Here is a 15,405-nt window from a genome sequence, read left to right as displayed (position 1 = left end):
TCCTTATGCCTCCTTCGCTTTTTGCCGAAATCCGGCAACGCCCCAAAATATTGCATTCACAACTACGGAACTGAGCCCGGCCAAAAGTGCAGTTATTGAACACTGCCCCCAGACTATAAGCCCGTATATGACCAGTCCGGATAATAACATCCGACCGTAGAAACGAATCAGCAAGGAAACAACCGCCCCCTTGCGCATATACGCCAGATGCTGACCAAATTTAGCCAGCGACCAGAAATTGAACGTGGTCAGAACAGTTCCGGCTGCCAAAGCCAATGCCCAAGGGGCAAACCCGAAGGCTACAGCAGCAAAAAGACATGTTCCGGCAGTGAGATACAACTGATTGCGTACCAAACTGCGTACGTCCGGATGAGTAAAGCCTCGCCTGTGGAGAAATGTTTCTAGTTTTTGATTAACTTTCATTGTTACTTCCTGGACCTTTCCCCTGATCCTTTCGTTGGATTTTTTGCACTTCATCAAAAACGTTTTTGAATCCAGCTCCAATTCCAAATAACAAGAAAATAAGTAGAAACCAAGGCTTTGTGCCCAACCATTTATCGAGATACCACCCGATAGCCATCCCAACAAAAGTAGAACAGACAAGATGAGTTCCGATTGTCGCGGCATTGCCGAGGAGATCCAGAGCCTCTTTGTTTCCTTTAAAAAACAATATGTGCCTACTTTTTTCTGAAACTTGAGATGCACTTGTGACGCAAACTGACTTTGCGCAAACCTTCACAAGTGAGATTCGTCTAGCATAATCATTTGATGTGCGTCAACGGCTTCTTTGTCATAAGCACTGTTTTTTGAACTTTTTTTTGCCGCTCATCCAAAAAAATATTATCCATCAGCACGCTTAGTTACCCAACACTTTTTTCAACTTTAGCTTATCCTTCCGCTCCGCCTTTGCTCACAGAAAAACCAACCTGATCAACGACTATTGTATAAAATTTCACAAATCATCTGATTAAGCCAAGTGACAATTCTTCCGTAACCAAGTAAACATAAATCTATGAGCTTATGCTCAAGATTCGAATACACAGGAAAATAAAAAAATATGACTGCAAAACAGCTATCCCATTCAAAGCTCAGATCGAAACTCGATCCGGAAAAAATCCAGTTTGCCGACAGCTCCGAAATACCCACTTCAACTGGAGCTTACGACCCTTTTCAACCGAGAGCTCTACAAGCTTTCCGAATGGCTCTTGCCATATCCGGCAGTTGTCATAACGTTTATCTCTCAGGTGAATCGAATCTCGGCAGAAGTTATTTTGTCCGTGAATATTTTGAACTTAGAGCCGCTAAGCAACCTGTTCCGCCGGATCAGCTTTATTTATATAATTTTGCGGATCAGGATAAGCCTATAGCCGTATCTCTTCCGACAGGCCGTGGCAAAAAATTTAAAACAGCTCTGTCTGATGCCGTTTCCCACATCAAGGAAAAACTTCCGGCATGGTTTGAGCGCGAACCTCATCTAAAGGCGCACGAGCGGATTTCGCGTACTTTTCAGGATGAACGTGACGACCTGTTCTCTGACATGGAAGAACTCGCCAAAAAAAATGGGTTCAGCCTTGAAGTTGATGATCAAGACGGATTAACGCTAATTCCTCTCATTGAAGGCCGAATTTTATCCGATGAGGAATTCGAACGCCTTGATCCCGAACTGAGAAAAACACTTCGCAAATCAGCAGATGATCTGCTCGCAGAAGTGACTACCATCCTCCGCCAGATCAGCAAGACAGAGGAAGGGTTCCGAAAAGATGAACGTAAACTTCATCAGGACTCAGCAAAAGAACTGTTAAAAGATATTATGAATCCCCTGCATAAAGACTTTAATCAATACGAAAAAATAAAAAGCTACCTGAAAGAAGTTGAAGACGAACTGCTCGACAATATAGACCTTTTCATGGCTAAAGATGCTCAGCCTGTCGCCCTGCCCACAGGACTGCACCTTCCGGAGTCTTCACCTACGGACGATCTTTTTTCCCGTTTCGAGGTCAACCTTTTGGTTGATAACAGTATGACTAAAGGTGCTCCGGTCGTGATGGCTGACCATCCTACCGCCTTTAATCTTCTCGGCAGCATTGACCGCGAATCCGAAATGGGCGCCCTTTATACGGACTTCACTCTTATCCGTGCAGGTGCAATTCATAAAGCGAACCACGGCTATCTGATCATGTACGCCGAAGATATTCTGACAACGCCTTCATCATGGGAAGGATTGCTTAGAGCTTTACGAACCGGAAAGGCTAAAATTGAAGATCCGGGTGACGGAGATCATATCAGAACCAAGACACTTGAGCCGGAACCGATCCCGCTTGAGCTTACCGTCATTTTAATCGGTTCAGAAGAAACGTATGAACTTCTGCTCTATAACGATGAAAGATTCGGTAAATATTTTAAACTGAAAGCTCACATGCAGCTTACTGCGGAAAGAAACGCAGCTAATATTCGCCGTTTTGTGGAAGTATTAGGAAAAGTTATTCAGGATACTAAGCTTATTCCATTCAACAAAGAAGCTCTTGCAGGCGTTGTGGATTACTCAAGCAGGCTTGCAGAAGATCAGAAAAGACTATCGCTTCGTATCCCGGTCATGAAAGAAATGATGGTCGAAGCTTCCGCTTTAACCAGACTTGACGGAAAAACGATTGTTGACCGGGCTTCTCTCAATGAAGCTATCGAAATGCGCGATTACCGTTCCAATCTTTATGAAGATGAGTTCATGACCGAATATGACCGTGAAGTTATCAAAGTCGCGACTTCCGGTGAAGGTGTCGGAAGAGTCAACGGATTATCTGTAACCATGTTCGGAGACTATGAGTTCGGCCTGCCGCATCAGATTTCGTGCACAGTCGGCGTAGGTCATGGCGGAATTCTTGACCTTGAACGTGAAGCCCGCATGGGTGGTCCCATTCATACTAAAGGAATGATGATCATCAAAAGTTATCTTGTCGGACTTTTTGCACAGGATAAGCCTATTGTTCTGACCGGAAGTCTTTGTTTCGAACAGAGCTATGCCGGAATCGAGGGAGATTCCGCGTCCGGTGCCGAATTGGCAAGCCTGCTGTCTGCTCTTTCAGGAGTTCCGATCAAATTCAAATATGCTTTCACCGGAGCAGTCAGTCAGACAGGCTCTATCATGGCTGTCGGCGGAGTTAACCGGAAGATTGAAGGATTTTATGAAGTTTGCCGCCGCAGAGGTTTAAACGGGGAACAGGGCGTTTTGATTCCAGCTGATAACGTAGTAAACTTGATGCTCAGGCACGAAGTCGTTGAGGCTATCGAGCAAGGCAAATTCCATATTTATCCGATAAAAACCATAGAAGATGCTTTGTCTATTCTAACCGGCGTAAAAATTGGAAAAATAAGCCGCGGCAAGAAATTTCCTTTAGGATCTCTCTACCGCAAAGCCGATGACAGACTTGCGCAACTCGCTGAAATTGCGCGCAGGTCGGAATGCAAAACAATATAAACAATTTAAAAGTATAGGAATCCCCTATGTCCAATTCATGGATACAGGCGAAAATGCCGGAATTTGTTCGTGATACATTCAGAGACTTCTGTCTGGCCGGAAGCGCACTCGAAGAACAATTCGAAACTTTCGACCGGGAACGCAGTGTCAGCTTTGAAGTTCTGAATGATTTAATCGGAACCGCAATGAATAAAGGGTTGCTTTGGAGACTCAAAGATACAGCCCATTTGCTTTTCCGCAATACAAAGGAAGATCCCTTGTCCGGTAGATTTCTGGATTGGGGATTGGGATATATTTTCCATGAAGCCTTCAAACTGAGAGAAGATGCTTATCAAAATTTGAACTATGCACCTCTTTTTTCTAATTTGAGAGGCAAAGATATTGCTCTGCAGGAATCTTCAATCGGGCAGGATTTTGTTCAGGTAGTTGAACAGACCGAAGAAAGTATGGAGCGGGAAATAAGCCGCATCAGATTTATTATTGCCAGATGCAGAAAACTTTTACCTTTATTTCTGCGAGATCATAAAGAAAATGCTCTTCTTGGACGGCTCCTTTACTCACAAAATCACCTTATACGGGAAGTTTTTCGTGATGAATATGAGTACCTAGTGGAGACAATTTACGAGGAAGAGCCTGAAATTCTTTATGTTCTTGCCGCCAGAAGTTTAAGAATGGGCGGCTGGATGGAAAAAGCTATTGATGCGACAAAACAAGCGTATAAATTGAACCCTAAAAATCCCAAGGTGTTGCAAGAAAAAGAAATAGTTGATAATTGGACGAAAAGAGTTAAAGTTTAACTGTAATCAACGGGTACCCTAGTTTAAATTTCTATCACGTAGAGGAGGCCTCTAAAAAATGAAAAAACTTATCTGGCTCGCAGTTGTTCTCAGCCTGATGTTCGTAATGGGCTGTGCTAAAAAGCAAGTTGTCCAGGAAGAAGTTGTGGTTGTTGAAGAAACTGAAGTTATAGTTGTTGAGGAAGCAGTTGTTCCCCCAACACCTATGGAAATTTATGAAGCTGAGTACAGAAACCTTCCTACTTCTCATGTTGTAGAAAAAGGTGAATGTCTCTGGTGGATTGCTGAATACCAGCAGATTTACAATGATCCTTTCATGTGGCCCCTTATTTATAAGGCAAACAGAGATCAGATCAAAAACCCTGACCTGATTTATGCAGGACAGAGCCTTGAAGTTCCCCGCGTAGGTTACAGCCTTGACGAAGTTAAGGATGCCCGTAAAGCAGCTGGTGCTTCATGGAAGACCCTGGAACCTCAGCAGGATGCAGTTGTTCCCGGTGAAATGAAAGCAGCTCTCGGCTATCTGTAGAAATACACAGCCTTTATTCTGCGATTAAAACCCGATTTCCGTTTAAACGGAAATCGGGTTTCTCTGTTTTATGCCCCTAAAAGCAAATCAAGCTTGAATCCCCCCCGGAAAAAAGACTATATTAAAATAAATCGCAGATCCCGAATAATGATTTCAGGTAATCTTGTTTATTAATTCACCCGCGGGGAAGAATGAATTTTATTGAATGGCTGAAAACAGGGTTTGGAAAACTGGTGCTGGCTACAGCCGGATTGCTGTTGCTCAGCACCTTCGGATTCTACTGGCTTGAGCTTAAAGAAAGTGCAAATGCAAATTTTTCCAATGCGTTCTGGTGGTCGATCGTAACCCTCACAACTGTAGGTTATGGAGATCTAGTTCCTGCAACTGTACCGGGCAGAATTCTGGGCGCATTGGTGATGCTGTCAGGCATCGGGCTGGTCACGTCGCTAACCGGTAATATGGCTTCCATGCTGGTTGAGCAGAAAGCTAAAAAACGTAAGGGGCTTTTAACTGTGAAAATCAGCGATCACGTTATTATACTGGGCTGGAATGATTATGCTTTCGGGCTGGTTGAATCACTGCTAAAGCAAACCGCGCTGAAAAATTTCAACCTTGTCATTGTTTGCGATCTGCTTGAACAGCAAAGAGACGAGATCGCTTTTAAGCTTGATCTTGGCGACAAACTGCACTTTGTGCACGGCTCCATATGCCAGGCAAGTGTTATTGCCAGAGCAAATCCTGAATTTGCAAAAACTATCTATGTTCTCTGTCAGGATAATATTGAAAGCAAAGAGGCTGACCAGCAAGCTATTTACGCAGTACTGGCTCTTCGAACAATGTCGCCGAAAGTCCCGATTTACGCTGAAATCGCCAAATATGAAAACCGGGAACACCTCCGCAGGGCCGGCGCAAATGAAATTCTGCACAGAGGTGAAATTTCTGCCCGCATGATGGGCATGATGGGAATTAACTCCTCAATGCTCTCTTTCTTCCGCAACCTTCTGGGAATCGGAAACTCAGGAAGATTACTTTTTAGACCCTGCACTTCTGATGATAAACGCAAAAACTGGGGAGAACTCAGCTCCATCCTCCGGACAACTGACGGAGCCCTTCCTGTTGCAGCTTGCAAACTTGGTAAAAATCTTTCGCTGCAAGACGTTATGGATGAAAGTTCAGCTCTCGATCAATTCATAATAGAACTCTTTGAAAACTCTGGGCAGGATACATCACTGGGCTTGCAAGGGCCTGAAGTAAAAATGAACCCTGCTGACAGCGAACCGATGGCCCAGTATGACGCTCTTCTGGTTATCAGCGCGGCAGGAGATTTTGATCATGACTGATTCATGGAAATTAATACCGATATTCAATGATCTTAAAGATGAAGAACTTTTTCACGTTCAAAATATTTTTAGAAAAATATCAGTCAGATCCGGCACGAATATCATATCTGAAGGCGAGGAAGGACATGAAATGTTCATTCTGGTCGATGGAAAAGTTAAAATTTCAAAAGCCATGCTTATGAAAGGTATGAGTGTCCCATTGTTAGAAATGGAAAATCCACGCAAAGTTCTTGCCAGTCTTGATGATTCAACTTTTCCTGTTTTTGGTGAGATTGCACTTATTGATAACGACCATCGTTCCGCAACTGTTACGGTTGTTGAAGACTCTGATTTTTTGATTACAGATAGAGAAAAATTTTTCGCGTTGATTGAAAAACACCCTGCCACAGGTAATAAACTTCTTTTGACCATAGGAAAGCGGCTGGCGGCAACGGTCCGTAAAAATAATGGCGAACTTGTAAAATTGACGACCGCGCTGGCCCTTGCTTTATCCCGCACTCGTTAACAACTGGACTTAAGTAAATTCACCAATTATGAAACCTACACCTCTGTTCTGAATCAGATCAACTGAACAGCACAGAGGAAATAACTTCTTTTGATCTTCCGGAGGAATAAATGAAAAAATTAATAGTCTGCTTTTGCTCGTTGCTACTTCTATTTGCAGCAGGTTGCGGTAAAAAAGTCATCCACTCTTCAAGGCCGCTCGCGCAGCCTAAAATTGTGCACAGGGATACTCCAAACACTGTAAAACCGATTTTAAAAACCGATCCTTATACAATAGACGGACGAACCTACGTGCCGTACCTCACCTCTAAAGGGTACAAGGCAGAAGGCCTTGCCTCGTGGTATGGTGATGACTTTCATGGCCGGACCACAGCCAACGGTGAAACATACGATATGTATGCAATGACCGCAGCACACAGAACCCTTCCTATGGGCAGCATGGTGGAAGTTACTGAACATGAAACCGGCAATAAAGTTGTTGTACGCATCAATGACCGCGGCCCCTTTGCTGACCCGGACATGAGAATTATAGATCTGTCCTATACGGCAGCATCAAAACTGGGCATTGCCAACAAAGGGATTACCCGCGTTGACCTTCGCACCATCAATGATGTTAATGTTGAACCAGTGGCGGCTTCTGAAATTGTAGCCGTAACCGCGGCTCCTGAAACAATCGCCGTGATAGAAGAAACCGTTCGAGCCGAACCGGAAATAGAAGAAATTTTAGTTTCAGAAACCGCAACGAACGAAACGCAATACTTCATTCAAGTAGGTTCTTTTACTGAACGCGCACGCGCTGAATCAATCTTGGAAGGACTGCGCAGGAATGGCTACAATGAATCAAGAATGGTGGAAGTAAGTGTGAACGGAGCAACATATATGAGGGTTCAAGCCGGGCACTTTGAGACACTGCTCGCAGCAGAAGAAGCTCTGAATTCTCTCGGATCTGAATTCACAGACATATTCATTGTAACGGAATAGAAAATAGACAACAAATTAAGGGGCCCGAATAATCAATTCGGGACCCTTATTTAATTGAAAAAACGGGTCTAGCTAATAGCTGCCGGAAAGCCGGATGTTATTAGTTAAGCTCTGATCTGAATTTGCGGGAAAGTCTAAAGACAACAACTTTGCGCGCAGGCAATGTTATTGACTCATTTGTCTGGGGATTACGCCCCTTCCTTGCATTCTTATCATAAGCTTCAAATTTACCGAAACCGCTGACAAGCATTGCATGATCGCTTTTGATCGCCTGCTTCATGATGTCAAGGATGCTTTCAACCAGATCTTTGATTTCCGCTCTATTCCGATCGGTTTTCTCATAGATGTAATCAACGACACTGGCTTTTGTAAGAGTATTTCCGTTCGCCATTTCCTCTCCTCCGGTATCCCCGGCCCTGTGGTCAGGGGCGGCGGTTTTTAAGTTATCCACTGGTTTTGCCCAGCGGCTATACTAGCTAAAACGTTATCTCCAGAATAAATTACCTATCAATTTATTCACTTTATCATCTTTTCTATCTTTTGGGCAAGGGCCATTGCTTCATCCATATCATTATATTCACCTTGATCCCAAAGTTTTAATCCATCGTCCTTAAAACGGGGAATAAGATGGAAATGCGCATGGAAAACAAGCTGCCCTGCGGCATCATTGTTGTTCATAAGCAAATTCAGCCCATCAGCTCCGGTGGCTTTAACAATAGCATCACCAGCTACCTGCGCAGCTGTCATAAGCTCTTTTCCAAGGTCAGCAGGAATATCCCAAAGATTTTTATAATGCCCTTTAGGAATTACCAACGCATGTCCTTTGTTAACAGGCCCGATATCTAAGAAGCTGAGAATATTTTCTGTTTCATAAATTTTAAAACAAGGAATATCTCCAGCAACGATCTTACAAAAAATACAGTCTTGATTGTTCATATTAATTAATGTTGAAATACTTGTGTTGCGTGTTGTGATAAATAATTCTAAACGAGTATAACTCGTTCCACAGTGATAAGATTACTAATTATTTACCTAACCATTTTTTTTTAATCAAGCTAATTTATTAAATAAAGACATGATTAGTGTTTTTTATTTAAGGAATACCCCAAAAAAATGAGCTGTCTCCTCTTCAAACACCCTGAACCTAGCCGCCCGAAAACCCGTATCTGGCCTGTCTTTATGCCCTTTATGGGTTGCCCGTCACGCTGCGTATACTGTTCACAAGAAAGACAAACTGGTACAGGCGCTAAGGGATTAAACAAAATATATCAAGCTATTACCGAAGATATACCCGCTTTTTTTTCAAATTCAAACCGAAAACCTCTTGAATTGGCTTTTTTTGGTGGCACATTTACAGCTCTTCCAATGGAATGGCAGCTACGCTTTTTAAGCGCTGTTAAAAAACATAAAGAAAATGGTTTCATCACAAAAATAAGATGCTCCACCAGACCGGACTTCATCGAATTTGATAATTTAACGAAGTTGGCAGAATCCGGAATGGATATGATCGAACTGGGCATTCAAAGTTTTTCAGCACACACTTTAAAAAGATCGGGACGCAACTACTCTCCTGAAACAGCTCGTAAAGCCTGTGAAACAGTCAAAAAAGCAGGTCTTTCTCTGGGCATTCAGCTTTTACCGGGTTTGCCGGGTTCAGCAAAAAGTGAATTTCAAAACGATATCGACAGAACAATTTCCATAGAACCGGATGCTGTAAGAATTTATCCATGTCTCACCGTAAAAGGGACTGCGCTCGAAAAACTTTATAATGCAGACAGATATAAACCTTGGAGCTTGACGAGAACAGAAGAAGAGCTTTCCTTTGCACTGCTAAGGCTTTGGAACAAAAAAATTCACGTTATCAGGCTTGGCGTTGCCTCCGAAGATGGATTTCAAGATAACATTGTAGCAGGCCCTGTACATCCGGCACTCGGACAACTCGTACGCTCGAAGGCCCTATACCTATTCATTCGCTCACGCTTGCCGTTATTAAATTCAGAAGTTAAACAGGTTGTTGTTCCATCTAAATACTCCGGTGAATTCTGGGGACACAAAGGAACACTTAAACCCCTCTACTCACGCCTCAACATTACCCCCGGCAATGTTCGTTTCAGCAAGGGACGACAGTTTGAACTGCATTACTAAAATCTATCCGTATTATTTATTAAACTTTTTATTTTTATTTAGTAATGATTCCTGTTAAGACTTTTTGATATGGATATCACATATTCATAATTAATAGATTAATTCTTTCAGAAAAGGATTCCATGAGTTAATCTCATCATAAAGTAACAGGAGAATTATATGAGCGCATTAACTGCTGAAGATAAATATCGTAATTTTATTCCCGATGAGAGCCGTAAATATTTAGAAAAATTATTTTCCGAATTTGATAAAGATGTAATCATTGAAGTCTACACTCAAAAAGGCCCTCATGACGAATACAATGAATTTACACTGAATCTTTGCCGCGCCCTCGCTATTCTTACGGATAAGATCGAGATCTCCGAATATTCCCTCGACTCTGACATGGCTCGCAAACGCGGAGTAGACACAACCCCCACAGTCCTTATATCCCCTGAATCATATGACATCCGCTTTTTAGGTGCTCCGGCGGGCGAAGAAGGTAGAGCTCTTGTTGAAGCTCTGAACCTTGCTTCGCGAGGAACAGCTGTCATTTCAGACAGTACAAAAGAAATTATGTCAAAGCTTGAATCTGAAAGACAAATTAAAATATTTTCCAGCCCGACCTGCCCCTACTGCCCCGGACAGGCTATAAACGCATTCAAAGCAGCTGTCGTCAGCCCTGATAAGGTTTCAGCATGGTGCATATCCACCTTGGAAAATTCAGATTTAGCTGAAAAATATAAAGTAGGCTCGGTGCCTCACACAGATTTCAACAACGAGATTTCATTTATCGGCCTTGAAGCCGAAGAAAAATTCATGACACAACTGCTCTTTCTCAAGCCCCTGGATGATATACTTAAAAATCAGCGCGAGATAAAAAAAGAGACAGGACAGAAAAAGAACGAAACGGACATTGATCTGGTAATTATAGGCTCCGGCCCTGCTGGAATGAGCGCAGGAATATACGCTAAAAGAAGCGGGCTGAGTTGCGTCATCCTCGATAAGCATGGAATAGGAGGACAAATCGCCCTCACTCCTAAAGTTGAAAATTATCCAGGCTTTTCGAATATTCAGGGAATTGATCTTGTTGAAATACTCAGCACGCATGCCCGGGAATATACAGAAATCAAACAATTTGTTGAAGTTCTTGACCTTCAATACGGAGAACGTATTAAAGTTGTAACCGACGAGACAACTTATCACGCCAAAGGCATATTGCTGGCGACAGGTGTAAAAGTGCGCATGCTCGACGTTCCCGGCGAAGACAAATTCTACGGACATGGCGTCAGTTATTGTGCCACCTGTGATGGAAATTTCTATCGCGGCGGAAAAGTTCTTGTTATCGGCGGAGGGAATACAGCCATGACTGATGCTCTCCACTTAAAAAAACTTGGTGTCGAAACAACGATAGTTCACCGCGGAGACTCTTTCAGAGGCGAAAAAGTATTGCAGGACGCAGTAGCACGCGAGGAAATTGAAATTTTATGGAATTGTGTTGTTTCTGAGGTGCTGGGAGAAGATCAAGTTGTTGGTGCACGCCTTAAAAACACTAAAGACGGCTCTGAATTTGATAGAGAAACGGACGGTCTTTTCGTTGCTATAGGGCAAACACCGAACACTGTTCTTGCCGAAAAAATTGGTGTTAAGTTATGTGATGACGGATTCATAGAAGTAGACACTTCACAACGGACCAACATTGAAAGAGTCTACGCAGCCGGAGATGTTACCGGCGGAGTCCGTCAGATTATCACTGCCACAGGACAGGGAGCGGCGGCAGCGCTGACAGCATTTGAAGATTTCAACCGCTTCTATGCTGATGAGAATAAAATCCCAAAAAATATCTGGTAAATAAATTTAAAATTACTGTGCAAGCATGTCTTCCCGCACAATAAGAAATGTGGAAATGGTCCGGGCAAGGCTCACAGGGGCTTGATACATAAGCCAGTGAGCCGCGTTTTTAAAACGGACCAGCCATGCTCCTTGAATCTTCTCTGCCAGCTCAAAGCTCAGAGTTTCAGGAAGAATATCGTCCTGCATACCTGAAATAATCAATGTATCTTTATGTAGTGATTCAAGCCTGTCACAGGTTCCAGACCAATTAATCAAAGCCTCACCTTGCGCCTTTATAATCTCAATATTCGGAGGATTTTTGGAAGAGGGCAACTTTGAGATCGCATCAGGATGCTTATCCAGCCATGCCTTAGGAAAAAAATGGGAAAGCAGTTCTTTTGTATCCATTTTCATCAATTCTTTTGTAATTTTTGCTACAGGCTCACTCTCGCAGGCTGCTCCCATCAATATCAATTTTTCAACCTTTTCAGGATGATTCAAAGCTAGTTCCTGAGCGATTAATCCGCCCATAGACCAGCCCAGAACATGTGATTTTTCATAACCCAGTGCATCCAGCAACCCCGCGCTGTCATCCGCCATGCGGGTTATTGAAATAGATTCCGTACCTAGTGATGACCCACCCATGCCCCGATTATCAAACAAGATCACCTTATGATTTTTAGCAAGTTCACGGATTAAATCCAGATCCCATAAATCCATAGTTCCGGCAAAACCCATGATCATAAGCAGCGGTTCGCCTTTTCCGTACACCCGGTAAGCTAATTGTGCGTCTGCAACCTGCACCGTTGAATACGGAAGCGAGCTAATATCCGGCGCGGTATTAATATTATTTTTAGGTCCGCAAGCAGCCATGCTGGATAACAAAATAAATAAAACAAATAAGTTAAAATAGCGCTGCATGACGGCTCCTGATATATTTCATAAATTAATTTATACTTAAAGGAACATTACCTCGTAGAGATAGTTTTGGAAAGAGCACCCTGCCAACGACAGGGTGCTCTTTGTATCAGTTAACCCTCGACTTCAATTTCATCTATTTTAGAATCATCGGATTCTGTCTCAGCGTCTTCGATTTCAGCAGGTTCAGAATTCTTTATTTCAATTTCATCACCTTCCACATCTTCTACTTCCGAAACCGAAGATTCTTTAAAAACATGTTTGCTCTCTCCAAAATAATCATCTCTGACTTCGTTCCGTATTGATGTGATACTGAAGACTTCCCCCTTCTGTAAAAAATACTGAACACGGTGAAGCAAATCACGAATGGCGGCGGCATAATCTTCCGCATCACCTCCAGCCGATTCATTCGCTTCCGCAAGATCTTTCAGACAATTCATAATGAGTTTTGCCTGCGGATTATCCCGCATACTGAATAAAGCTGTGAGCATGGCGGCATCTCCAGCTCCAAGTCCTTCAGCCATTAATGAATAAATTTGATACTCAACAGCAATTGCACGGGAAATTATTCCATCTACTGCAGTAATAAACGGTCCATCTTCGCCGACCGTATCTTTTCGTTCGATAACAAGGCGCCATCTTTGACGGAACTCTACCGGCAAGCCTGAATCTGTAATAATTTCTGGAGTTAATCGACCCTCACTATATTGCTGAAAAAGAGCACGGTTTAATGCATTCAGCCTTTCCTCTTCCGCCTTCTTGGCTATAGCTGCTTGCTGAAATTTATCAGCCCGAACCATTTCAACCAGTTCCTGCTGCATTGCCGGGTCACTTATTTCATCAATGTTGGCCTGCATTTCTTCATCACTTAATCCGCGTAACTCAGCAAATTCCTGTTTAAGACTTTGATTCCAAGCGAGAGGTTTTAATTTTTCCTCAAGGCGGGCATAAACTTCTTCTGAAAGCCTATCTTTCCAGCTTACAGCCACCAGCAAGGCAGATATCGGATCTTTTGCTCCGATAGATTCGATTGCACCGCCATACATAGCCTGCTTTGCGCTACTGAGACGATGGTTCAAAACAGCGGGATCGCTTCCCCGATAAAGCCTTAAAACCGCCCCTTCCAAAAGATTCTCGCCATGCACAAGTGTTGCATAATCCGGGCTGAGATTTACCGATTTAAGCACAGAATCAATGGTGTCACGGGCCGTGTTATCCTTCCAGTTCTGATATTCCTGACTCTGATGCTGTGCGACAAAATTTATCGCTGTTTTCCTGCGCGAATTCAAAAGAGCCGTAAACCTTACACGAGCTTCATCATCAGGCAGCTTATCGAGATGCTTGCCGCCTTCCTCTGAAAAATAATCATTCACCTCATTGGTTGCAGTTTGCGCCGCTCCAGCCTGCCGTTGCAACACTCCTGTTTCAGGAGAATTTAGAATCTCCTGCAATCCTGCCTCAAAAGAATTATAAGCATCAAGCACCCGCAAATCACGCTCTTCATCCTGCCTGTCATGAGCACGCTTCATAAGTTCAGGAGCTATATCCTTCTTACTAAGCAGAAGTTCAACCTCAGGGCTAACTACCTTTGCCGCCCCGTCCGCACCTAAAACATCGCGCCGCCCCTGCTCCGCTGAAAATTTACCCATTCCACCCGCTGAAACTTTTGGCATTACTTAAGCTCCCTGTTAACAATTGATTTATTTACAAAAATACATCTGTTGAAACAGGTGAATAGCGCGCAGGGCGGACATGAATAAGCCGAGTCAGGTCCGGGGGTTAAAAAAAGTTAAAAAAAATGCCCCGACCGAAGTCGGGGCTAATACACAAATCATAAATAAACTGAGTCCTATATATAAACCTCGATTAATCACTACTCATCCCTTAATTGATAATCTTCGAATGTTAAAAACATAAATACCTATAAATTATTATTTTGAATAGCGCTGAAAGAGGTCAGAGACAATTACTCCGGCACCTTCAAAAATTGATTTTGGATTAGGGGCGGTTCCACTTATAGGATTTGCTCCTTTCGCAAAATCAATAACTTCTTTTGCTCCAGGAGTCATGGCGACCTTATTAGCAATAGCTACAGCTGCACTTGAAACAGCAGGGCCTGCTGCTATTCCTGAAGCTAGTGCAATAGGAAGGACTCCGGCTCCAAGAGCTGTTAAAGTTGCATCTTGTAATTTATCATTTGTTTTAAATTCATCTACAGTTTTTCCAACAGCCTCACCCGCTGCATCTGCCCCCTTATCAAGAGCTTCTACCGCAGCTTTTCCACCTTCGGTAGTAGCTTTTGATACCTTTAATGCTTTTCTCCGCTGCCCCTTCAAGTCCTTTCGGGATTGCAGTTGAAGCTTTACGTAATCCTGAGATTATTTTTGAAAAAACTCCTTCTTTTTTCTCCTCACTCTTCCCAGCAAGACCCGTCCGGTCATGAAAATTAATAGGATCATCGAGGCAATAGCCATAAATATCCACATCCCCGCCAGCAAAGCCAATTGGGTCAGGGGTTATGAACCTGCCGATGGCGGGACAGTATTCACGATATCCCAAATGTATGAGTCCTGTGTTTTTATCCGTCAATCCTGCGGAGAAGCCTCGTTGGGCTATAAAAATTCCTCCTAATAGCAGCTAGGAGGAGTTTTAGCGAGATAACAGGTTGTTAAAATTAATTATATTCTATGGAGCAAAGCCACTATAGAGCCAGCACCAAAATATAAAAAATAAGTACAGTGTGGGAAGGCAACAAATTACCCCCGGCGTAATCACATAAAATAAATTCACTGAGGATTTGTCTTTGTTTTTCAAAAGCAAAAATAGCAAAAAGAAATATGGCAAAATTGGAACTACCAAAATAGTAAGAGGCTCATTTATTAGATGAAATAAATACTTAAACAAATA

Annotated in this window: 16 protein-coding genes; 8 read left to right on the top strand and 8 right to left on the bottom strand. The window is 42.9% G+C overall.

Features of this window, described 5'->3' with window-relative positions; translation table 11 throughout:
- Positions 1-3: 3 nt before the first annotated feature.
- On the bottom strand, positions 4-423 hold the full coding sequence (locus BLT41_RS03100; protein ID WP_092158125.1) for an ATP synthase subunit I: 420 nt from the start codon (positions 421-423) through the stop codon (positions 4-6).
- Entirely contained in the window at positions 413-673 is a 261-nt protein-coding gene (locus tag BLT41_RS03095) for an AtpZ/AtpI family protein (protein ID WP_092158812.1), read from the bottom strand. The genes BLT41_RS03100 and BLT41_RS03095 overlap by 11 nt, the downstream gene beginning before the upstream one ends.
- 384 nt (positions 674-1,057) lie before the next feature.
- On the opposite strand from BLT41_RS03095, the gene BLT41_RS03090 reads away from it, so the two are divergent.
- The 6 genes from BLT41_RS03090 to BLT41_RS03065 all read left to right on the top strand — a co-directional run bounded on the left by BLT41_RS03090 (position 1,058) and on the right by BLT41_RS03065 (position 7,623).
- Positions 1,058-3,472 (top strand): Lon protease family protein, encoded by a 2,415-nt coding sequence (locus tag BLT41_RS03090; RefSeq protein WP_092158123.1) that lies wholly within the window; start codon positions 1,058-1,060, stop codon positions 3,470-3,472.
- Positions 3,473-3,498: 26 nt separating this feature from the next.
- Entirely contained in the window at positions 3,499-4,269 is a 771-nt protein-coding gene (locus BLT41_RS03085; protein WP_092158121.1) for a hypothetical protein, read from the top strand.
- A 58-nt stretch (positions 4,270-4,327) separates the two neighbouring features.
- Positions 4,328-4,798 (top strand): LysM peptidoglycan-binding domain-containing protein, encoded by a 471-nt coding sequence (locus BLT41_RS03080; RefSeq protein ID WP_092158119.1) that lies wholly within the window; start codon positions 4,328-4,330, stop codon positions 4,796-4,798.
- Positions 4,799-4,989: 191 nt separating this feature from the next.
- Complete coding sequence (locus BLT41_RS03075) at positions 4,990-6,138, top strand: ion channel (protein WP_092158117.1); 1,149 nt, start codon at positions 4,990-4,992, stop codon at positions 6,136-6,138.
- Positions 6,131-6,643: a cyclic nucleotide-binding domain-containing protein gene (locus tag BLT41_RS03070; RefSeq protein WP_092158115.1), complete on the top strand. Its 513-nt coding sequence runs from the start codon at positions 6,131-6,133 to the stop codon at positions 6,641-6,643. Before BLT41_RS03075 ends, BLT41_RS03070 begins: the two co-directional genes overlap by 8 nt.
- A gap of 110 nt (positions 6,644-6,753) precedes the next feature.
- Positions 6,754-7,623 carry a septal ring lytic transglycosylase RlpA family protein gene (locus tag BLT41_RS03065; RefSeq protein ID WP_092158113.1) on the top strand — a complete coding sequence of 290 codons (870 nt, stop codon included), beginning with the start codon at positions 6,754-6,756 and terminating at the stop codon, positions 7,621-7,623.
- Between the two features lie 100 nt (positions 7,624-7,723).
- On the opposite strand, the gene BLT41_RS03060 is transcribed toward BLT41_RS03065, so the two are convergent.
- Entirely contained in the window at positions 7,724-8,014 is a 291-nt protein-coding gene (locus BLT41_RS03060; RefSeq protein WP_085103387.1) for an integration host factor subunit alpha, read from the bottom strand.
- 125 nt (positions 8,015-8,139) lie between these two features.
- Complete coding sequence (locus BLT41_RS03055; RefSeq protein ID WP_092158111.1) at positions 8,140-8,559, bottom strand: HIT family protein; 420 nt, start codon at positions 8,557-8,559, stop codon at positions 8,140-8,142.
- Positions 8,560-8,736: 177 nt separating this feature from the next.
- Here BLT41_RS03055 and BLT41_RS03050 point away from each other — a divergent pair, with 177 nt between their 5' ends.
- Together BLT41_RS03050 and BLT41_RS03045 are read left to right on the top strand one after the other, a co-directional pair.
- Positions 8,737-9,768, top strand: a complete 1,032-nt coding sequence (locus tag BLT41_RS03050; protein ID WP_092158109.1) for an elongator complex protein 3 — start codon at positions 8,737-8,739, stop codon at positions 9,766-9,768.
- Positions 9,769-9,927: 159 nt separating this feature from the next.
- Positions 9,928-11,598 carry an FAD-dependent oxidoreductase gene (locus BLT41_RS03045; RefSeq protein WP_092158107.1) on the top strand — a complete coding sequence of 557 codons (1,671 nt, stop codon included), beginning with the start codon at positions 9,928-9,930 and terminating at the stop codon, positions 11,596-11,598.
- A gap of 12 nt (positions 11,599-11,610) precedes the next feature.
- Here BLT41_RS03045 and BLT41_RS03040 read toward each other — a convergent pair whose 3' ends face one another.
- The 4 genes from BLT41_RS03040 to BLT41_RS03025 form a co-directional block, all read right to left on the bottom strand.
- Positions 11,611-12,501, bottom strand: a complete 891-nt coding sequence (locus tag BLT41_RS03040; RefSeq protein ID WP_092158105.1) for an alpha/beta fold hydrolase — start codon at positions 12,499-12,501, stop codon at positions 11,611-11,613.
- Between the two features lie 110 nt (positions 12,502-12,611).
- Positions 12,612-14,171 carry a hypothetical protein gene (locus BLT41_RS03035; RefSeq protein WP_092158103.1) on the bottom strand — a complete coding sequence of 520 codons (1,560 nt, stop codon included), beginning with the start codon at positions 14,169-14,171 and terminating at the stop codon, positions 12,612-12,614.
- A gap of 258 nt (positions 14,172-14,429) precedes the next feature.
- Positions 14,430-14,834, bottom strand: coding sequence for a hypothetical protein (locus tag BLT41_RS03030; RefSeq protein WP_092158101.1), 405 nt, complete (start codon positions 14,832-14,834; stop codon positions 14,430-14,432).
- Positions 14,755-15,114: an RHS repeat-associated core domain-containing protein gene (locus tag BLT41_RS03025; RefSeq protein WP_280141299.1), complete on the bottom strand. Its 360-nt coding sequence runs from the start codon at positions 15,112-15,114 to the stop codon at positions 14,755-14,757. Before BLT41_RS03025 ends, BLT41_RS03030 begins: the two co-directional genes overlap by 80 nt.
- Positions 15,115-15,405 lie beyond the last annotated feature (291 nt).

The organism is Maridesulfovibrio ferrireducens (assembly GCF_900101105.1).
Classification (GTDB): domain Bacteria; phylum Desulfobacterota; class Desulfovibrionia; order Desulfovibrionales; family Desulfovibrionaceae; genus Maridesulfovibrio; species Maridesulfovibrio ferrireducens.
This window is presented reverse-complemented; position numbering and strand designations above follow the sequence as displayed.

Excerpts from the sequence above, each read along its gene's own strand:
- BLT41_RS03100 (WP_092158125.1), bottom strand. The coding sequence starts at position 423 with ATGAAAGTTAATCAAAAACTAGAAACATTTCTCCACAGGCGAGGCTTT.
- BLT41_RS03090 (WP_092158123.1), top strand. The coding sequence starts at position 1,058 with ATGACTGCAAAACAGCTATCCCATTCAAAGCTCAGATCGAAACTCGAT.
- BLT41_RS03085 (WP_092158121.1), top strand. The coding sequence starts at position 3,499 with ATGTCCAATTCATGGATACAGGCGAAAATGCCGGAATTTGTTCGTGAT.
- BLT41_RS03080 (WP_092158119.1), top strand. The coding sequence starts at position 4,328 with ATGAAAAAACTTATCTGGCTCGCAGTTGTTCTCAGCCTGATGTTCGTA.
- BLT41_RS03075 (WP_092158117.1), top strand. The coding sequence starts at position 4,990 with ATGAATTTTATTGAATGGCTGAAAACAGGGTTTGGAAAACTGGTGCTG.
- BLT41_RS03070 (WP_092158115.1), top strand. The coding sequence starts at position 6,131 with ATGACTGATTCATGGAAATTAATACCGATATTCAATGATCTTAAAGAT.
- BLT41_RS03065 (WP_092158113.1), top strand. The coding sequence starts at position 6,754 with ATGAAAAAATTAATAGTCTGCTTTTGCTCGTTGCTACTTCTATTTGCA.
- BLT41_RS03060 (WP_085103387.1), bottom strand. The coding sequence starts at position 8,014 with ATGGCGAACGGAAATACTCTTACAAAAGCCAGTGTCGTTGATTACATC.
- BLT41_RS03055 (WP_092158111.1), bottom strand. The coding sequence starts at position 8,559 with ATGAACAATCAAGACTGTATTTTTTGTAAGATCGTTGCTGGAGATATT.
- BLT41_RS03050 (WP_092158109.1), top strand. The coding sequence starts at position 8,737 with ATGAGCTGTCTCCTCTTCAAACACCCTGAACCTAGCCGCCCGAAAACC.
- BLT41_RS03045 (WP_092158107.1), top strand. The coding sequence starts at position 9,928 with ATGAGCGCATTAACTGCTGAAGATAAATATCGTAATTTTATTCCCGAT.
- BLT41_RS03040 (WP_092158105.1), bottom strand. The coding sequence starts at position 12,501 with ATGCAGCGCTATTTTAACTTATTTGTTTTATTTATTTTGTTATCCAGC.
- BLT41_RS03035 (WP_092158103.1), bottom strand. The coding sequence starts at position 14,171 with ATGCCAAAAGTTTCAGCGGGTGGAATGGGTAAATTTTCAGCGGAGCAG.